At 67.5% G+C, this 18490-nt stretch carries 20 protein-coding genes; 8 read left to right on the forward strand and 12 right to left on the reverse strand.

The features are described 5' to 3' along the window. Positions 1–8: 8 nt before the first annotated feature. The 5 genes from recG to tcyJ form a co-directional block, all read right to left on the reverse strand. A complete protein-coding gene (gene recG, locus Q0V34_RS07585) occupies positions 9–2090 on the reverse strand; it encodes an ATP-dependent DNA helicase RecG (protein ID WP_297510076.1) in 2082 nt (693 codons plus the stop codon). A gap of 52 nt (positions 2091–2142) precedes the next feature. Further along, on the reverse strand, positions 2143–2445 hold the full coding sequence (locus tag Q0V34_RS07590; RefSeq protein WP_297510080.1) for a hypothetical protein: 303 nt from the start codon (positions 2443–2445) through the stop codon (positions 2143–2145). Positions 2446–2587: 142 nt separating this feature from the next. After that, on the reverse strand, positions 2588–3328 hold the full coding sequence (locus Q0V34_RS07595; RefSeq protein WP_297510083.1) for an amino acid ABC transporter ATP-binding protein: 741 nt from the start codon (positions 3326–3328) through the stop codon (positions 2588–2590). Next, a complete protein-coding gene (tcyL, locus tag Q0V34_RS07600; RefSeq protein WP_297510086.1) occupies positions 3325–3984 on the reverse strand; it encodes a cystine ABC transporter permease in 660 nt (219 codons plus the stop codon). The genes Q0V34_RS07595 and tcyL overlap by 4 nt, the downstream gene beginning before the upstream one ends. Positions 3985–3987: 3 nt before the next feature. Next, positions 3988–4773, reverse strand: coding sequence for a cystine ABC transporter substrate-binding protein (gene tcyJ, locus Q0V34_RS07605; RefSeq protein WP_297510090.1), 786 nt, complete (start codon positions 4771–4773; stop codon positions 3988–3990). A 159-nt stretch (positions 4774–4932) separates the two neighbouring features. On the opposite strand from tcyJ, the gene Q0V34_RS07610 reads away from it, so the two are divergent. Continuing rightward, on the forward strand, positions 4933–6111 hold the full coding sequence (locus Q0V34_RS07610) for a M48 family metalloprotease (protein WP_297510093.1): 1179 nt from the start codon (positions 4933–4935) through the stop codon (positions 6109–6111). Positions 6112–6216: 105 nt separating this feature from the next. Here Q0V34_RS07610 and Q0V34_RS07615 read toward each other — a convergent pair whose 3' ends face one another. Beyond that, on the reverse strand, positions 6217–7332 hold the full coding sequence (locus Q0V34_RS07615) for a beta-ketoacyl-ACP synthase III (RefSeq protein WP_297510096.1): 1116 nt from the start codon (positions 7330–7332) through the stop codon (positions 6217–6219). Between the two features lie 226 nt (positions 7333–7558). Between Q0V34_RS07615 and Q0V34_RS07620 the strand changes: the two genes are divergently transcribed. The 5 genes from Q0V34_RS07620 (at position 7559) to Q0V34_RS07640 (ending at position 10953) form a co-directional block, all read left to right on the forward strand. Continuing rightward, positions 7559–8092, forward strand: a complete 534-nt coding sequence (locus Q0V34_RS07620) for a porin family protein (protein ID WP_297510099.1) — start codon at positions 7559–7561, stop codon at positions 8090–8092. A gap of 126 nt (positions 8093–8218) precedes the next feature. Next, entirely contained in the window at positions 8219–8602 is a 384-nt protein-coding gene (locus Q0V34_RS07625) for a hypothetical protein (RefSeq protein ID WP_297510102.1), read from the forward strand. After that, a complete protein-coding gene (locus Q0V34_RS07630) occupies positions 8602–9498 on the forward strand; it encodes a sterol desaturase family protein (protein WP_297510105.1) in 897 nt (298 codons plus the stop codon). The genes Q0V34_RS07625 and Q0V34_RS07630 overlap by 1 nt, the downstream gene beginning before the upstream one ends. A gap of 494 nt (positions 9499–9992) precedes the next feature. Then, on the forward strand, positions 9993–10352 hold the full coding sequence (locus Q0V34_RS07635; protein ID WP_297510108.1) for a hypothetical protein: 360 nt from the start codon (positions 9993–9995) through the stop codon (positions 10350–10352). 61 nt (positions 10353–10413) lie between these two features. After that, positions 10414–10953, forward strand: a complete 540-nt coding sequence (locus Q0V34_RS07640; protein WP_297510112.1) for a hypothetical protein — start codon at positions 10414–10416, stop codon at positions 10951–10953. A 130-nt stretch (positions 10954–11083) separates the two neighbouring features. Here Q0V34_RS07640 and Q0V34_RS07645 read toward each other — a convergent pair whose 3' ends face one another. Together Q0V34_RS07645 and Q0V34_RS07650 are read right to left on the reverse strand one after the other, a co-directional pair. Then, on the reverse strand, positions 11084–12064 hold the full coding sequence (locus Q0V34_RS07645) for an NAD regulator (protein WP_297510116.1): 981 nt from the start codon (positions 12062–12064) through the stop codon (positions 11084–11086). Positions 12065–12071: 7 nt separating this feature from the next. Continuing rightward, complete coding sequence (locus Q0V34_RS07650) at positions 12072–12716, reverse strand: HD family hydrolase (RefSeq protein ID WP_297510119.1); 645 nt, start codon at positions 12714–12716, stop codon at positions 12072–12074. Positions 12717–12821: 105 nt separating this feature from the next. On the opposite strand from Q0V34_RS07650, the gene Q0V34_RS07655 reads away from it, so the two are divergent. Next, on the forward strand, positions 12822–13634 hold the full coding sequence (locus Q0V34_RS07655) for a universal stress protein (protein WP_297510122.1): 813 nt from the start codon (positions 12822–12824) through the stop codon (positions 13632–13634). Positions 13635–13666: 32 nt separating this feature from the next. Continuing rightward, positions 13667–14041, forward strand: a complete 375-nt coding sequence (locus tag Q0V34_RS07660) for a hypothetical protein (RefSeq protein ID WP_297510125.1) — start codon at positions 13667–13669, stop codon at positions 14039–14041. Positions 14042–14090: 49 nt separating this feature from the next. Here Q0V34_RS07660 and Q0V34_RS07665 read toward each other — a convergent pair whose 3' ends face one another. From Q0V34_RS07665 to Q0V34_RS07680, 4 genes are all read right to left on the reverse strand, one after another. Beyond that, complete coding sequence (locus tag Q0V34_RS07665) at positions 14091–14909, reverse strand: hypothetical protein (protein WP_297510129.1); 819 nt, start codon at positions 14907–14909, stop codon at positions 14091–14093. 79 nt (positions 14910–14988) lie between these two features. Beyond that, entirely contained in the window at positions 14989–15858 is an 870-nt protein-coding gene (locus tag Q0V34_RS07670) for a MoxR family ATPase (protein WP_297510132.1), read from the reverse strand. Between the two features lie 105 nt (positions 15859–15963). Continuing rightward, positions 15964–16530 (reverse strand): UDP-4-amino-4,6-dideoxy-N-acetyl-beta-L-altrosamine N-acetyltransferase, encoded by a 567-nt coding sequence (pseH, locus tag Q0V34_RS07675; RefSeq protein WP_297510136.1) that lies wholly within the window; start codon positions 16528–16530, stop codon positions 15964–15966. A 34-nt stretch (positions 16531–16564) separates the two neighbouring features. Continuing rightward, positions 16565–18358: a tetratricopeptide repeat protein gene (locus tag Q0V34_RS07680; RefSeq protein ID WP_297510139.1), complete on the reverse strand. Its 1794-nt coding sequence runs from the start codon at positions 18356–18358 to the stop codon at positions 16565–16567. Positions 18359–18490: the final 132 nt, after the last annotated feature.

The following is an 18490-nucleotide window of genomic DNA, read 5'->3' on the forward strand; positions in this document are numbered from 1 at the left end:
GCTCCCCGCTAACCCGCCTCGCCCAGCGGCGAGCCCGGCTTCCAATCAAACAGTTCCTGCAACGTCCGCAGCGCCTGGCCGCGCGGCGAGGTCAGGTCCGGGTCGCGGGCCAGGATCAGGCGCGCGTCGTCGGCGGCCACCGCGATCAGGTCGCGATGCGCCACCGGATCGGCCAGGCGATAGGCCGGGAAGCCGCTCTGCTTCAGCCCCAGCGGATCGCCACCGCCGCGCAGAGCCAGGTCCTTCTCGGCAATCTCGAACCCGTCGTCGGAGCGGCGTAGGATATCGAGCCGCTGCTGGGCCACCTCCGACAGCGGCGGATCGTATAGCAGCACGCAGGCGCTCTCGCGCGTCCCCCGGCCGACGCGGCCGCGCAGCTGGTGCAGCTGGGCCAGGCCGAAGCGGTCGGCGTGCTCGATGACCATGATGCTGGCGTTGGGCACATTGACCCCGACCTCGACCACGGTCGTTGCGACCAGCACGCTGACCTCGCCGTCGACGAAGCGCTGCATCACCGCGTCCTTCTCGGCGGGGGGCATCTGGCCGTGGACCAGGCCGACGTTCGGCAGACGGGTCGCCAGATCCGCCGCCCGGTCCTCGGCGGCGCGCAGATCGACCTTTTCCGACTCCGAGACCAGCGGGCAGATCCAGAAGGCCTGGGCCCCGCCGGCGATCGCGGCGCGCAGGCGTTCGACGATCTCCGGCACGCGCGGGGTGGGGACGGCGCGGGTGGCCACCGGCGTGCGGCCGGGCGGCTTCTCGTCGATGCGCGAGACATCGAGGTCGCCGAACACGGTCAGCTCCAGGGTGCGCGGGATCGGCGTGGCCGACATCGCCAGCAGATGCACGCCTTCACCCTTGTCTTGCAGCCGGCGTCGTTCGTTGACTCCGAAGCGGTGCTGCTCGTCGATGATGGTCAGGGCCAGGGAGTCGAACACCACGTCGTCCTGGAAGAGGGCGTGGGTGCCGACCGCGACGTGGTGGGTTCCGTCGGCCAGGCCCAGCAGCTTGGCCGAGCGCGCCGCGCCCTTGTCGCGCCCGGTGAGCAGGATCACCGACAAGCCCAGGGCCTGGAGCGGCGCGGCGATGGTCTCGAAATGCTGGCGGGCCAGGATCTCGGTCGGCGCCATCAGGGCCGATTGCAGACCCGCGCTGGCCGCGTCGGCCATGGCCAGCATCGCCACCACGGTCTTGCCCGAGCCGACATCGCCCTGCAGCAGCCGGCTCATCCGCTCGCCCGAGGCCAGGTCGCCGCGAATTTCCGACAGCGCGCGGATCTGGGCGCCGGTCAGCTTGAAGGGCAGGGCCCTTTCGGCCGCCTCGGCGAGGGGACCGGCGGGAATGCGCGGCCCCGGCGTCGCGCGCCGCGAGGCCTTGCGCTGGGCCAGGGCCAGCTGGTGGGCCAGGAGCTCGTCATAGGCCAGGCGCCGGCGCGGCCGGGCCAATGGCGACAGATCGGCTTCGCTGGCGGGGGCGTGCAAGGCGGCGAGCGCCTCGCGCCAGCTCGGCAGATGTTCGCGCGCGCGCCAGGCGTCGTCCTGCCACTCGGGCAGGTCGGGCGCGCGGCTCAGGGCCTCCAGCGCGAACTTGCGGAACACTCGCGACGGCAGGCCATGGGTGGCGGGGTAGACGGTCTCGATGTCCGGGATGTCGTCCGCGCGGGCCTCCTCGACCAGATAGTCGGGATGGGCGATCTGCAGTTCGGAGGCGAAGCCGTCGGGCCGCTCCACCTTGCCGCTGACCGCCCGCCGCGCCCCCTTGGGATGCTGGCGTTCCAGGTGCGGGCCGTAGCCCTTGAACCAGATCAGGGTCAGAAAGCCCGTGCCGTCCCAGGCGCGGACCTTCCACGGATAACCCACCCGCTGCGGCGGCTGGTGGGCGTCGATGGTGACGACGAAGGTCTGGACCTGGCCCTCGACCGCCTTGTCGACCGTGGTGACGGCGCGTCGGATCAGGCCGGTCGGCGGGGTGAACAGCACGTCGCGCACGATCGGCCCGGCTAGCTTCTCGACCAGCGGCGCGACGCGGGGGCCCACGCCCTTGAGCGTGGACACCGAGCTGAACAGGGGAAAGAGAATCTCCGGGCGCATCGACCGCGACCATAGCCGCTCCGGGCGCCCGGCGAGGAGACCTCAAATGGCTTTAGTCGGCCTGGTTCATCACCGGCTGCAGCGCGATGACGATGTCGGAATACTCGTCGGCCCGCGACGCGCCCGAGACGTTCAGGCGGGTGTAGAGCCAGGTCGCGCCGTGGCGGGCGCGGGCGTCCGCCCAGCGGCTCTTGGCGTCGATCAGGTTGTTGGCCTCGCCCGCGTAGACCACGTCGCCGCGCGCGTCGACATAGACGTAGTTGCCGGCGATCGTCGTGCCGGGATCGCCGTTCTCTGCCAGCTTGTAGCGGTAGACGGCGCCCGAGGCGCCCTTGAGTTCGATATAAGGCTTCACGCTGTCCTCGCCACAAAAGCCACCCGGCGGAGGGCTTTAGATTCAACTGTTTATAGCACGTCCGGGCCTCTCGACGAGGCGGACGATCGCGTCCGGAGCGCGCTTCGTCGTGCAGCGCGCCGGGGACCAAATTATGACCTGGTCAAGCTTGCGGAACTCCGGAGCGTGCCAGGAACCGACGGGTCCGCTCCTCGCGAGGGGCGGCCAGAAGGGACCGCGAGGGCCCCTGTTCGACGATCACGCCGCCGTCCATGAAGATGGTCCGATCGGCGACGTCGCGGGCGAAGTCCATCTGGTGGGTGACGATGACCATGGTCCGCCGCTCGGCGGCCAGATCGCGGATCACGGCCAGGACCTCGCCGACCAGTTCCGGGTCGAGGGCCGAGGTCGGCTCGTCGAACAGGATGACCTCCGGATCCATGGCCAGGGCGCGGGCGATCGCGCAGCGTTGCTGCTGACCGCCGGACAGGGCGGCCGGATGGGCGTCGGCGCGGTCGCCGAGCCCGACCTTTTCCAAGAGCGCGCGACCGCGCGCGCGGGCCTTGGCGGGATCCTCCTTGCGCACCACCACCGGACCCTCGATCACGTTCTCCAGCGCCGTGCGGTGCGGGAACAGATTGAAGCTCTGGAAGACGAAACCCACCCGGCCGTTCAGCGCGCGGGCCAGCGGGATCTTGCCGCCGGCGGTGACGCCCGCGATCGTCAGGTCGCCGCCGTTCAGCGCCTCCAGCCCGGCCAGGCAGCGGAGCAGGGTGCTCTTGCCCGAGCCGCTGGGTCCGATGATCGCCACGACCTCGCCGGTCGCGACGCTCAGGTCGACTCCGGCCAGCACGGGCGTCGCGCCGAAGCTCTTGCGCAGGCCCTTGGCGTCGATCGCGCTCATCGGCGGCCCTCCGCGGCGCGGCGCTCCAGCCGGCCCTGCAGGGCGGCGAGCACGGTGGATACGATCCAGTAGATGGCCGCCGCCGCCAGGTACATGGTGAAGATCTCGTAGGTCCGGGCGGTGATCAGCTGGGCCTGGCGGAACAGCTCCGGCACCTGGATGGTCGCGGCCAGAGAGGTGTCCTTGACCAGGCCGATGAAGCTGTTCGACAGCGGTGCCACGGCGGTGCGCGCGGCCTGGGGCAGGATCACGCGCCGCAAGGCCTGGCCGCGACTCATGCCGAGCACGCTGGCGGCTTCCCACTGGCCCTTGTCGACCGCGTCGATGGCGCTGCGCAGGATCTCCGAGGCGTAGGCGGCGATGTTCAGCGAAAAGCCGATGCCCGCCGCCAGCAGCGGCGGCATCTCGACCCCGAACTGCGGCAGGCCGTAATAGATCAGGAACAGCTGGACCAGGAGCGGCGTGCCCCGGAAAGCCGACACATAGACCGCCGCCGGCCAGCGCAACGCCGCCGAGCGCGAAAGCCGCATCAAAGCCAGGCCAAAGCCCAGAACGACGCCAATCCCCATGCCGATCACGCTGAGCAGCACGGTATAGCCCGCGCCTTTCAGCAGCAGGGGCGCGGACTGGCGCAGCAGGTCGAGCGGCGCGTCCATCGTCTAGCGGGTCGCGTCCAGGCCGAACCAGCGCTGCGAGATCGCCGTCAGCTCGCCGCTATTGCGCAGAGCGGCGATCGCCTGGTCGATCACGATCTTCAGGCCCGGATCCTTCTTCATCGCCACGCCCGAGCCCTGGGCCGCGAACGGCGGGCCGGAGGCGGCGAATTCCGGCGAGGTCTTGACGAAGTCGGCGGCGACCAGGCGGTCGTTCAGCACCGCGTCGATGCGGCCGGCCTTGAGGTCCTGGTACTTGGTCGGATCGTCGTCATAGGTGCGCACGTCGGCGGTCGGCACGTTGGCTCGGATCCATTGCTCGTAATTGGTCCCCAGACCCACGCCGACCTTCTTGCCGGCCAGGTCCTCCGGCTTTTCCAGGCCGGGCCGATCCTTCAGCTTGATGATCTGGATGCCCGAGACGGTGTAGGGCTCGGAGAAGTCGTACTTGGCCTGGCGTTCGGGCGTGATGGTGATCTGGTTGATCACCACGTCGACGCGGCCGGACTCCAGCGCGCCGAGCAGGCCCGCGAACGGCGCGGGGCGGAAGTCGGGCTTCAGGCCCAGCTTGCCGGCCAGGGCCTTGGCGAAATCGACCTCGAACCCGGTCAGCTGGCCGTCCTTGCCCTGGAAGTTGAACGGCGGATAGGTGCCTTCCAGCCCGATCCGCAAGGTCCCGGACGCCTTGATCCGCTCCCAGGCGCTGGCGCCCGGGGCGGGCTTCTTGCCGCAGGCGGCGAGCAGGGCGAGGCCGAGGCCGGACAGCACGGCGCGACGGGCGGGGAATCGCATCGGAGAGACCTTCGACGAAACTAGCTCGCGCAGTTCTATACGGCGCGACGGCGTTCGCCAGCCCGAACGTGTCGCCGATGTGACGATGGTGAGCACGATTTTAGCTGACGGCGCCGAGGGACTCTGGCCTGCTCGAAAGCTTAACCGGGAGAAGGGGACATGTCGCATTCGTTCGATCCGGCCGCGGCGACGGCCGCCTATCTGGCGCAACTGCCGCCCGAGGCGCACCTGAAGGCCCAGCACTATACGCAAGGCGGCCACTGGCTGCTGTTGTGGGGCTTCCTCGTCTCGGTCGCCGCGTCGTGGATCATCATTCGCAGCGGAATTCTGACGCGCCTTCAGGCGGGCGTGGAGCGCGGCAAGGCGCGGCCGTTCCTGGCCAGCCTGATGGTCGCCGCCGTCTTTGTCGGCCTAAGCTGGGCGTTGGAGCTGCCGTGGTCGGTCTATGCCGACTGGTGGCGGCCCAAGCAGTACGGCCTCACCAGCCAGGCGTTCGGCGGCTGGTTCGGCGAGAACCTGCTGTCGACGGCCATCTCGGTGGTGCTCACCGCGCTGTTCCTGGCGCTGCTGTACCTGCTGATCCGCCGGGCGCGCCGGATTTGGTGGCTATGGGCGGGCGGGCTGACCGCCGTCTTCGTCGTGTTCGGCATGCTGCTGTCGCCCATCTACATCGAGCCGCTGTTCAACAAGTACACGCCGGCGCCGCCCGGCGCGGTTCGCGACGAGGTCGTGGCGATGGCCAGGTCGGTGAACATCCCGAGCGACAAGATCTTCGTCTATAACGGCTCGAAACAGTCGAACGCCTACACGGCCAACGTCTCCGGCCTAGGCGGCTCGGCCCGCGTGGCGATGAGCGACGTGATGTTCGCGAAGGGCGCCGATATCGCCGAGGTTCGAGGCGTGGTCGGTCACGAGATGGGCCACTACGCCCATCAGCACAACCTCTGGATCACCGGCGCCTTCAGCCTTCTGGCTGTCATCGCGTTCCTGATCGTCGACCGCGTTTTCCCCTGGTTCGCCCGGGCGCTCGGCGCCAAGGGCGTGACGGGCATCGCCGATCCCGCCGGCTTGCCGGTCCTGGCGGTGATCATGGCCGTCTTGAACCTGCTGGGGACGCCGCTCGTGAACGCCTTGGTCCGGACGGCGGAAAGCGACGCGGATCGCTACAGCCTGACGCATTTCAACGAGCCCGACGGGCTGTCCAAGGCCCTGGTCAAGACCATCGAGTACCGCGCCGCGACGCCGGGAAAGCTGGAGGAGGCGCTATTCTACGACCACCCGGCCGTCGGGGTCAGGATCCGCCGGGCCATGGACTGGAAGGCGACGCACCCGAAATAGAGGGAGAGACGGAAACCTCGCCCTTCGACAAGCTTGGGGTGAGGTCTCCGGACCGACCGGCGGCGAAGCTTTCGGCGGCCAGTGGCGGGCGAGCCCGCTCCTTGGCTAGCGCTTCCTGACGAACACCGTGCCGGCCGAATAGCCGGCGCCGAAGCTGCAGATCAGGCCCGTCTCGCCGGCGGCGAAATCGTCGTTGGCGGTGTGGAAGGCGATGATCGAGCCGGCCGAGCTGGTGTTGGCGTAGGCGTCGAGGATGATCACGTTCTCGCCCGGCGCCGGATCGCGGCCCAGCACCTTGCGGCCGATCATCTCGTTCATGTTGATATTGGCCTGGTGCAGCCACAGGCGCTTCAGGCCGGTCGGATCCACGCCCAGGTCATTGGCGTGTTCGACGATCATGTCGCTGACCATCGGCACCACCTCGCGGAAAACCTTGCGGCCCTCCTGGACGAACAGCTTGTCCTTGGCGCCGATCCCTTCCGGAGCGGCGCGATTGAGGAATCCGAAGTTGTTGCGGATATTGTTCGAGAACTGGGTCTTCAGCCGCGTGCCGAGGATCTCCCAGCCGCCCTGGGCTTGGTCGGCGTCCTCGATGATCACGGCGGTGGCGACGTCGCCGAAGATGAAGTGGCTGTCGCGGTCCTTGAAGTTCAGGTGGCCCGAGCAGATCTCGGGATTGACCATGAGCACCGCCTTGGCGCTGCCCGAGGTCACGAAGTCGGCGGCGGTCTTGATGCCGAACGTCGCCGACGAGCAGGCCACGTTCATGTCGAAGGCGAAGCCCTCGATCCCGAGCGCCTGCTGCACCTCGATGGCCATGGCCGGATAGGCTCTCTGCATGTTGGAGGCGGCGCAGATCACCGCGCCGATCTCCGAGACCGGCTTGCCCCAGCGGGCGATCGCCTGCTTGGCCGCCTCGACCGCCATCTCGGCGAGAATCGACAGTTCTTCGTTCGGTCGCTCCGGGATGATCGGGCACATCCGGTCGGGGTCGAGAATGCCGTCCTTGTTCATCACGAAACGCGACTTGATGCCGGAGGCCTTCTCGATGAACTCGGGCGAGGAGGGCTGCAGGGCGACGACGTCGCCGGCCGCTATGGCCTCGGCGTTGGCGGCGTTGAAGCGCTCGACGAAGGTGTTGAAGGCTTCGACCAGCTCGGCGTTCGAAATGGCGAAGGGCGGGGTGTAGAGCCCCGTGGCGGCGATGACGGCTTGCGGCAAGACGGCGGTCCCGATGATGCGCGCGGGCGGTTCTGCGGCCCGCGTTCTGACGCTTGTTTGACTCGTAAATAGCACGGATGGCGCCGGCGTCATCCCCACGCCTGTCCGTCGCCGACACGCGATGGCCGCAAACGCGGCCGTGAACCGCCCCATCCGCGCCGCGTTATGCGCCTAGCGAAAGCTGGCTGAGGGAGCTCAAGACTAAGCGTAACATAGGAGTACAACAATGAAGACTCTCATCGCCTCCACCCTGGTCGCCGGTTCGGTTCTCGCGGCCCCGCTCTTGGCTCAAGCTCAGACTTCGACGGACGTCTACGGTTCGGTGAACTATGGTCAAACTCGCACGCGAGGCGCCGACACCGGCGCTATTCAGGGGCGAGTGGGCGCCAAGTTTACGCCTAACTTTGGTGTCGAGGCCGAGGTCGCCGGCGGCGTCGACGGCGACCGGGTCTATACGGCCGGCGGTCCGGCCAAGGTGAAGATGGAGCATCAGGTCGCGGGCTACGCTGTCGGCTACCTGCCCGTCACGCCGAACCTCGACCTCCTGGCCCGCGCCGGCTACGGCACGACCAAGTTCTCGACGGGCAATCCGGCCGCCGCCGCGTTCGACGGCAGCCGGGAGAGCTGGAACTACGGCGTCGGCGCCGAGTACAAGCTCGACGACAAGAACGGCCTCCGGGCCGACTGGACCAAGTCGGAATACACCAAGAGCGACCTGAGCTCGAACACGGTGTCGGTCGGCTACGTCCGCCACTTCTAAGGCTCGAGGTCTTTCCGACCTGACGACGGCGCGCCTCGCGAGGGGCGCGCCGTTTTCGCGCGCTTGACGCGGCCGCCGCCGTCGTCAATCTGAACGGCAATAAGTTATTGGGGGGACGCGTCGGTCTTGGACAAGGCGCTGATGATTCAGTTGGGCGGCTCGTTGGTCGCCGTGGCGTTGCTGGTGGCCTTCACGGCCTGGCTGGGCGTGGCGCGGCCGACGCCGCCGCTCGACGCGGACGCGGCCAAGGCGCTGCTCGCCGTAGAATTTCCCGATCACCGACCCGATGCGATCTGGATCGCCGCCGACGGCGCGGGGATGATCGCTAGGGCTGGAACGCTGGCGCTCGTTCTCTGGCGTCGCGGGGACGGCTATGTCGCCCGCGACCTGCCCTGGAGCGCTGTCGCCGACCTGAAGCCGGCCAAGGGGCGGCTTGCCGTCCGCGTCCCCGACGCCCGCCCCGTCTTCGCCGTCGCCGATGACGCCTGGCCGCCTAGAGAGCTCGCCTGATGCTGAAAGCCCCGTTCGATCCCGTCCAGCTGGCCATCCCGTTCTTCGTGCTGGCCATCATCCTGGAAATCCTGCTCGGCCGGTTCGGCAAGGCGAAGGCCAACTACGAGCCGCGCGACACGGCCATGTCCCTGAGCATGGGCCTGGGCAGCACCGTCGCCGGCGTGCTGTTCGGCGGGGTCGTGTTCGCCACGACGGTCTGGGTCTGGAACCATCGGATCTTCACGATCCCGATGACCGCCGTCTGGGCGTGGGTGGCTGTCTTCCTGCTTGAGGACCTGACCTATTACTGGTTCCACCGTATCGCTCACGAGCGGCGGATCTGGTGGGCCAGCCACGTCAACCACCACACCTCGACCCACTACAATCTGTCCACCGCCCTGCGGCAGACCTGGACGGGCGGCGTCGCCGGAACCTGGCTGCTGTGGCTGCCGCTGTCCTTCGTCGGCTTTCCGCCCGCCATGGTGGCCATCCAGAAGGGGATCAGCCTCGTCTATCAGTTCTGGATTCACACCGAGGCGATCAAGCGCATGCCCCGCTGGTTCGAGGCGGTGTTCAACACCCCTTCTCACCACCGCGTGCACCACGCGCGCAACGCCCGCTATCTCGACGCCAATTACGCTGGCATCCTGATCATCTGGGACCGGATGTTCGGCACGTTCATTCCCGAGGTCGATGAGGAGCCGTGCCGCTACGGCACGGTGAAGAACCTGGGGAATTTCAATCTGTTCCACAACGTGTTCCACGAGTGGATCGGCATCGCCAAGGACGTCGCGGGATCGCCGCGCCACGCCCTGGGCTACATCTTCGGCCCGCCGGGCTGGAGCCCCGACGGCTCGCGCGACACCTCCGACACGCTGAAGGCCAAGTGGCGGGCGCGGGTCGAGGAGGGGTGACGCGGCCGCTGCGGTGGCCAACTAACACCGATCAGGGTAGAATATTCGTTGATAATAACTTTAGATTGTGACCTCCTAGTGGGAGGCGTCAATCTATGAGAGCAGAAACATGGCTATCGGGGCGGCGCCATCGCTGACTGATTATCCCGGAGTCATTCCGCTGAACCTAAGTTCGACTTTCACGCCTCCCACGACTAGTGGCGATAATGAAGTCGATCCAATCGTCGTAACGCCCCCGGGGGGGCGAGTATGAACATCCCGTTCCTCCGCCCGGCAATGGCGGCGGAGGTGGCGGTGCGGGGGATGGCTCTGCTGGCGGCGGTGGAGGGGGAGGTGCAAGTCACAGCAACGCGGCGCTAGCGTTCGCCGCCGCGCCTATTCACCTAACTGGCGACCTCAACGACCCCAACACCTACACCACGTACGCAGCGTTTCATAATGCGCTATCCGCCGCCTATGATAAATACGTGAGTTCTACAAACGCCACGTTCGCAATGCCGAACGGCCAGGCCCTGAGCTACAATCAGGCCTTTTCTTTCCTCGATCATACTCAAGTGTATTTAGGTAGTTCCTCAATGGCATTTGGAGGGGCGGCCACCTACTACTATTCCTCCGATCATATCGAGATTTATGTGGACCCTAATAATACAAATGTATCGTCCAACCCCGGCCTATATGGTGGCGAAGCTGGCAAGGACTATGCCGTGTTTCATGAGTTTGGGCACGTTATCACGGGTGGAAGCTCTAGCGAGGCTTTAGCAAATAGCGCCGGGCGAGACTTGGCGGCGGCTCTTGGCTTTGCTTATCCAACGGATGCGCAGCTTACCAATCGGGGTGGTACGATTCCCAACTAGTTTTGTGAGGCTCGACGCCATGCCACTAGGATTGATATCGCCACGCTCGTTGGCGTGGAGCGTGCTCTTCTTCATTGTCGGGGTGGCGGCGGCGGAGGCTAGTTCAACCGAACGGGAGTCGGCGGCATGCCACGCCCTCGCCCAGGTCTTGTTGGACGGGAGGGATTTCGAGCCGCTGGATCGCTTCGACGCGGCGAGGCTTCCTGAAAATCCGCTGGGGCCCGCGCGAACACGCGCGCTTCTCTTGTCTCCCGAGCGATGGAGCGGTCCGCCGCCTGGGGCTGAGCTTGTTGACCGTCTGCTACGATCGCGCGCGATTGGTTTGAGCGCTTGTCTCGCGGCTCAGCGCACCGTGGCGGAAGTGACCCAAAGGAGGGCTGCGACATCGCGAACGGTGGAGGTAGCGGGCGAACCCATTCCGCCCCCGGCGCACTTCTACGTCTCGGCCACGATGCCTGTGCTCAATCGCTCTGGCGACGGCGCTCTGTTCTTTGTCGACCGACAGGGCGATGCGATCGGCGGTTATCTCAAAGTCGTCCACATCGCGAAGCGACATGGCGTCTGGAGACGCTTAGGGGAAAAGTATCTACGCGTGTCTTAGACGTTCGCGTTCCGGGCAAGGCGCGGTTTGAAACTGCCCTGTTATCCAGGCGTGACCGAGGATATCAACGCGCCCATGCGCGCGTTCTCGCCGCAAATTTGGCGCGGTGGATCGTCGTCCTACGCCTCACCTAGTCCCGCAGTAGCGGCAGGGACAGCCCGGTCGCCTGGCGCGTCGCCAGCATCTCGCGACGGAAGCGGAAAAGCTCGGCGGGCCGACCGCCGGTCTCGGCGTCGAGGCGACCCAGGCCCTCGACCAGTTCCTCGCGCTCGACGACGCGACGGAAGTTCTGCTTGTGCAGCGGCACGCCGGCGATCGCCTCGACGGTGCGCTGCAGGGTGGAGAGGGTGAACTCCTCGGGCGTCAGTTCGAACACCACCGGCCGGTACTTGATCTTGCCCCGCAGCCGCGAGAGGCCGGTGGCCAGGATGCGCCGGTGGTCCGAGATCATCGGCTCGCCCAACGCCGCCGACAGCGCCTCGGGCTCGGCCGGATCGTCGCCGTCGGCGCGAGCCCGGTCGCGGGCGGCCTCGGGCGCCAGGCCCGCCTCGTAGAGCAGTTCGTAGCGTTCCAGCACGCGCTCCTCGTTCCACGGCGCGCCGTCCAGGGCGAAGGCCAGCCGGGCGCGCGACCAGCGGGCCATGTCGTCGCCGGCCCAGCGGCGCAGGGCCGGGGCGATCGCCTCGTCCAGTAGGGCGGGGCGGCCGTCGCGCCAGTCCTCCCACGGAAAGAACCGGGTCCACGGCGCCCAGGCCGTGTCCGGCGCGTCGGTGTCGACGGCGCGCGGCGTCAGGCCCAGATAGCCGACCGAGACCACCCGCGCGGCCCCGGCCCCGACCTCGGCGCGGGGCGCGTCGCGGCCCTTGTCGCCGAAGGTGTAGAGCTGCTCGACATAACCCAGTTGGAACCGGGTCTGCTCGGTCACGAAGGCCCGAAGGCCAAGCTCGAAGGTGCGGTGTTCGTCAGGATCGAACGGGCCGAAGGGCAGGCCCGACAGTGAGGACGCGACATCGGTGATGGCGTCGTGCGGCCGCACGGTCAGGACCACGGCCTCGCCGTCGCGGATCGCCACGACCACCGCCGATAGACCGATGACGACCGAGGTGTTCATGACCGGCTCACTCGGTTTCGAACGCGGCGCCAGGCGCGCTCTCGTAGCCGGCCGCCCGCGACAGCACGTGGAAGCGCTGGACGTAGCGCGCCTGGGCCTCGAACGGCGGCAGGGGCGTGATGCGCAGCTCGTAGCCCGCCGGCGGGGCGCCGAAGATGGCCAGGGACTCGGCGTGCTCGAAGCCCGCCAGCTGGGTCGCCTCGAAGAAGGCGCAGGCGCGGTCGGCCTGCTTGATCAGCTTCTTGATCGGGGCGGGAGTCTTCGGCGGCAGGCCGAAACGTATGTGGATGGCGTCCTCCAAGCGCGCCTCGAAGTCCTTGTAGCTGACGCCCAGCGCCGCCTTGAACGGGCTGATCATGTCGCCGATCACATATTCGCTGGCGTCGTGCAGCAGGGCGGCCAGCCGCCAGCGGGGCTCCAGGTCGGGCTTGATATGCGCGGCGATTTCCTCGACCACCAGGCTATGCTGGGCGACCGAGAAGCCGTGGTCGCCGACCGTCTGGCCATTCCAGCGCGCCACCCGCGCCAGGCCATGGGCGATGTCCTCGATCTCGATGTCCATCGGCGACGGATCGAGCAGGTCGAGCCGACGGCCGGAGAGCATCCTTTGCCAAGCGCGGGGCGGTCCGCCCCTATGCAGCCCTTTGGCCACCAGATCGTTCCTCACGGTGAAGGTGGTTGACTGGCCTATCGATTGAGAAAGATCAATGAGGCCGTCGCCGTCATCTGTGGAAATGCCCTGCAAGGGAGTTCGATCATGAGTTGGGCGAGAATCATGGTTCCGCTGGCCGGAACCCCGAACGACCAGGGCCTGCTTGCCCCCGCCGCGGCCTTGGCCGCCGCGTTCCAGGCCGAACTCGCCTGCGTCCACGCGCCCGCCGACGTGGCGGACCTGATGCCCTGGATGGGCGAGGGATTCATGGGCGGCGTGCAGGTCACGGCCCTCGAAAGCCTCAAGGACGCGGCTCAGGAGGGCGCCAAGGCGTGCGCCAAGCTGGCGGCCGAACTCGGCTATGCCCGCACCCGCGTCGTCAGTCTGGAGTCGCCCGTCTGGGCGGGGCTGGCGATGGAGGGGCGGCTCTCCGACGTCATCGTCTTCGACGACGCCTCGGCGCGCGGCAAGGGACCGCTGGCCGAAGCGTTCCAGCAACTGGTGGCCGACGAACAGCGTCCCACCCTGGTGGCGCGTCCGGGGTTCCAGGTCGACGGCGTGGCCCTGGTGGCCTGGGATGGCGGCAAGGAGGCCAGCCGGGCCATGCGCACGGCGCTGCCTCTGCTGCAAAAGGCTCGATCGGTGATCATCGCCGGCGCGCCGGGCGCCTCGTCGCGCGCCTTCGACCTCGCGCGGCTCGCCGAGTTCCTGGCCGCCCGCGGTGTCACCGCGTCCATCCAGACCCTGGACGGGCAAGGCGACGCGGCCGGCCTTCTGCTGGGCGCGGCCAAGGAGACCGGCGCGAACCTCCTGGTCGCCGGCGCGTTCGGGCATCCCAGGCTGCAGGAGTTCATCTTCGGCGGCACCACCCGCACGCTGCTGAACAGCGACGGGCCGTCGCTGTTCCTGTCGCACTAGACGTCTGAAACCCCGAACAAGGGAGGCCTCGAATGTCTCTTTCCCGCATCGTCATGCGTCTGGCCCGCAATCCAGGCACCGAGTTCGCCGGCGGCGACGACCATCGCGGCTACGCGCTGACCGCGCCGCTGACCGAGGATGGCCATATCGACGAGGGCGAATACGCCAAGGTGAAGGGCGAATGCAGCGTGCGCCGGTTCGCGCCTGACGAGGACGCCGTGGACGGCCGCCTCAATCGTCGCGGGACGCGCTGGTTCTTCGACTACGACGCTTCGGAAGAGACCGACGACGAGCCTCTGCACCGGCTGGGCGAACACCGCTTCGCGCTGGGCGAATATGTGACCGTCACCGACGAAGAGGGACGCCCCTTGACCTACAAAGTGATGCAGGTCGAACCCGTCGCGTAGCTGACGCCGAGCAGGCGTCCCCGTCGAAGGCTGGGACGCCTCGACGGCCCTAGCCGCCGACGTTGTGGCGCACCAGCGCCTTCATGTCCTTGAACAGGTCGTGGTCGTCGGTGTCGCGGGTCTTGGCCTTGACCACCGCGACCGCCAGCGGCCCGCCCTTGGGGCCGCGCGCCTCGTAGCCCGCCAGGCGATAGCCCTTCGGCGCCTTGTCGTTGGCCAGGATCAAGGTCGAGCGCACCATGTCACCGCCGCCCTTCTTGGCGCGGATCTCGGCCCCGTTGTCGTTGGCCTTGATGGTGACGTCGCCCTCATGTTCGTCATCGGTACGAACATTGACCGAGCCATGACCGTCGTCGCCCTTGATGTTGACGTTCTTGTTGATCTTGACCTCGGCGGCCGAGCCGTCGCTGTTGATGGTCAGGTGGCCGATCCGGATGTCGGCGCCATTGTCGCGGGCGTCGATCTTGACGCCGGGCAGGTTGATGCTGGTGCGGTTCTTGTCGCCACCCTTGTGCTCCGGCGGCTTGGGCGAGGGCGGCGCGGCCGGCATCATGGCCTTCAGCTCGGTTTCGATCGGCGCCAGGGCGGCCTCGGCGTCGCCGCCGTTCAGTCGGATCAGGCGCAGGTCCACCGTGGCGGCCGACGAGGCGTAGACGCAGGACTGCCCGTCCGCCGCCACGCTGACGCGCTTGAGCTGGCCCTGCCGCTCGGGGCAGTCGAGGCGGTCGATCACGCGCGCGGGCTCGCGGCGGCCCAGATGATGCTCGGGCCGATCGCTCTTAGGGGCCTCGGCGCGGTGGCAGGCGTTGAGCGCGCTCGCGCCCGCGCCGATCAACAGCGCCGCGGTCAGCCAGTTCGAATAACGCATGCGTCCCCCCAGGTTTGGCGGGACGTTGGCCGCGCGGCGCGCGCGCGTCCAGTGAAATCCCGGTAAGGGCGGCTCGAGCCTATTGCCCGGGCCGCGCTCCCGAGCCCTCGCGTCGGGCCAGGAAGGCCAGCCGCTCGAACAGATGGACGTCCTGTTCGTTCTTTAGCAGGGCGCCGTGCAGCGGCGGGATCAGCTTGGTCGGATCCTTCTCGCGCAGGATCGTCTCGTCGATATCCTCGACCAGCAGCAGCTTCAGCCAGTCCAGGAGCTCCGACGTGGACGGCTTCTTCTTCAGCCCCGGAACCTTGCGCATGTCGTAGAAGATGCGCAGCGCCTCGGCGACCAGCTTCTGCTTGATGCCTGGGAAGTGCACGTCGACGATCGCCTGCATCGTCGCCTCCTCGGGGAAGCGGATGTAGTGGAAGAAGCAGCGACGCAGGAAGGCGTCCGGCAGCTCCTTTTCGTTGTTCGAGGTGATGATCATCACCGGCCGGACCTTGGCCTTGATCGTCTCGCCGGTCTCGTAGACGAAGAACTCCATCCGATCGAGTTCCTGCAGCAGGTCGTTCGGGAACTCGATGTCGGCCTTGTCGATCTCGTCGATCAGCAGCACCGGGCGCTGTTCGCTCTCGAACGCCTCCCAGAGCTTGCCCTTCTTGATGTAGTTCTTGACGTCCTTGACGCGCTCGTCGCCCAGCTGGCTGTCGCGAAGACGGGTGACGGCGTCGTACTCGTAGAGGCCCTGCTGGGCCTTGGTCGTCGACTTGATGTGCCAGGTGATCAGCGGGGCGTTCAGCGCCTTGGCGACTTCATAGGCCAGCACGGTCTTGCCGGTGCCGGGCTCGCCCTTGATCAGCAGAGGACGTTCAAGGGCCACGGCGGCGTTCACCGCGACCTTCAGGTCGTCGGTCGCCACGTAGTCGGAAGTGCCTTCGAAGCGTTGATCCATGCCCATCTCCGCCGGAGTCGTGTCCGGTTCGAACAGTTGTTCAAAACAAGCTGATCAAACTACCGGCGGGCGCGCGCTTGGCAAGAGGGTCGAACGGCGCGCCGCTCAGGCGGGGATGTCGTAGCCCTTGCCGCGCAGGCGGGCGGCCATTTCGGCGCGCTTGTCGGCCCAGTCGCGCGCCAGCAGCCCCAGGCCCACGACGTCGACCCGCTGGCCGTTCTTGACGACGTGTTCGCGGAACAGCGCTTCGCGCTGGAAGCCGTGTGTCTCGTGCAGTTTCCAGACGGCCTCGTTCGACAGCAGAACCTCGCACCACAGCTTGTTCAGGCCCAGCGCGCCGAAGACGTGCTCGATCGCCCAGAACTCGACATACGAGCCCACGCCCAGCCCCCGCACCTTGGGGCTCGCCAGATAATAGGCCCAGGCGCAGCGGCCGTGCGTGTGGTCGATGTCGGTCAGATTGACCAGGCCCACGCGCTCGCCGTCGACCTCGATGATCCAGTAACGGCGGTCCCGGCGAAGGGGCAGGGCGTCGAACCAGCGGTCGTGCTCCTCGCGCGAGATCGGGTGGTCCGAATACATGTAGGCGCTGACCTCGGGACTGTTGCGCCAGGTCAGCAGCTGGTCGCGATCGGCCTCGGCGACGTCGCGCAGGGAAACGGTCGTGGTCATCGGTTGTGGCCTCCCTGGCGGATCGAGCGCCGCGTCAGCGGGTCGCGGGAAAGACGGCCAGCGCCTCGGCGATGTCGGCCATCGGCTGGGTCCAGTCCCGATAGGTCTCCGTCACGAAGCAACGGGCTTGAGGGTACCAGGGATAGTTCGGCGCGCCGAGACGCGTCCACGCCTTGGCGATGGTGATCAGCCACAGCGGCGCGCCGGCCGCCGCGGCCAGGTTGGTGGTGGCGTTCGAGAAGCCGATGACCAGATCGACGGCGGCGCAGAGGGCGGTGACGTCGTCCAGGTCCTGCTTCAGGTCGATGCCGGGCGGCTGCCAGATCTCGACGCCGAACGCTTCCTTGGCGAAGGCGATCTCCTCGGCGCAGTCGCCGTATTGCAGGTTGATGAAGGTCACGCCGGGCGTCTTCAGCACGGGTTCCCAGTGCTGGAACGGCGAGAACTGCCGGGCGCGCTCGCCCTGCAGGACCAGGCTCTTCCAGAGGAGGCCGACCTTCGGCTTGGGACCCAGAGCTTCCAGCTGCGCCTTCCAATAGGCGACGCGCTCGGGATCGGGCGCCAGGAAGCGGTCGCGCGCGGGGAAGTCGGCGACCGAGCCGCGCAGGGTCGGCAGAAACGCGCCCAGCGCGGTCCAGTAGTCGAAGCGGCTCCAGTCCTGGACGTCCGGCACGGTCCGCCATACGCGGCCCTCGAACGAGACGGTGCGGTGAGGCAGCACCTCGATGTCCGGGAAGGAGCGCTGGAAAAGCGGAACCAGGCGGCGCTCGACCGCCAGCGTCACCTGCGTCTTCGCGCCGAGACGCTCAATGATGTCGGGCAGCATGCTGGCGAACATGACCTCGTCGCCGAGCCCCTGTTCCGCCACGATCAGCACGGCCTTGCCGGTGAGGTCCTGGCCTGTCCAGCGCGTGCCGCCGATATAGAAGAGCGGGGCCTCGGTGAGTTCCGGCGAGAAGCGCGCCTCGTAGGCTTTCCAGCCTTCCTCCAGCCGCCCCAGGGCCAGCAGCAGCGTGGAGCGGGCGAAGCGCATGATCGCCACGTCCTGGGCCTGGGCCGGCAGCTTCAGCGCCGCCTCGCAATCGACGAGGGCGCCCTCGATGTCGCCGAGGTCGCACTTGGCGAAGGCGCGGTTGTGCCAGGCCTTGGCGTAGTCGGGGTCCAGGCGCAGCGATTCCTCGAAGAAGACCAGGGAATCCCCGGCGCGGCCCATATTGCAGAGCACCGTGCCCAGCGTGTTCCACAGCGCCGTCGCCTCGGGGTTCAGGGCCAGCGCCTCCTTGAGGACCTCGATCGCCTCGTCGTCGCGATTCATCTCGCGCAGAGCGCAGGCCAGATTGTTCGACGCCTCGATGTCGTCGCGGCGGTTCAGCCGGTAATGGGCGAAGAATTTGGCGGCCAGTTCCGGCATGTTCATCCGGAACGCGAGGCGTCCAAGGTCGCCGGCGACGGCGGACTGGTCGGGCAGCAGCGCCACCGCCGCCTCATAGGCCCGCAGGGACGAGGCGTAGTCGCCGTTCTTCTCCCGCGCGATCGCCAGAATATGCCAGGCCAGACCCAGTTGCTCCTCGCGCTGGAGCAGCTTCAGCGCCAGCTTGTCCGCCTTGACGTAGTCGCCCGCGTGCACGGCCTGCACCGCGCGGACCAGCATCTTGCTGTTCTCGGCGTTCTTGATGTTCTGGCTGGCCTGCTTCAGGCGCGCGATGGCTTCGTTGGACGCCGCGTCGCCGATCGCGCCGCCGATCTGTCCCGCATGCACGGGCGCGGCCCCCACGTCGGCCTGGGCGAGGGCGCTGGCTGACATCTCGAGGGCGCTTTTGCGGGACATGGAAGGCTTATCCTCGACTCTGTGTTAACCATGTCTTGAGGCGTCATGCTTAATCGAGTCCTAAGCCGCGTCTTATCGCCGCGGGAGCGGACCAGAGGCGGCAAGATGGCGTTAACAGGTCTCCGCCTAGCT

The organism is uncultured Caulobacter sp., from assembly GCF_947036865.1.
Lineage (GTDB): Bacteria > Pseudomonadota > Alphaproteobacteria > Caulobacterales > Caulobacteraceae > Caulobacter.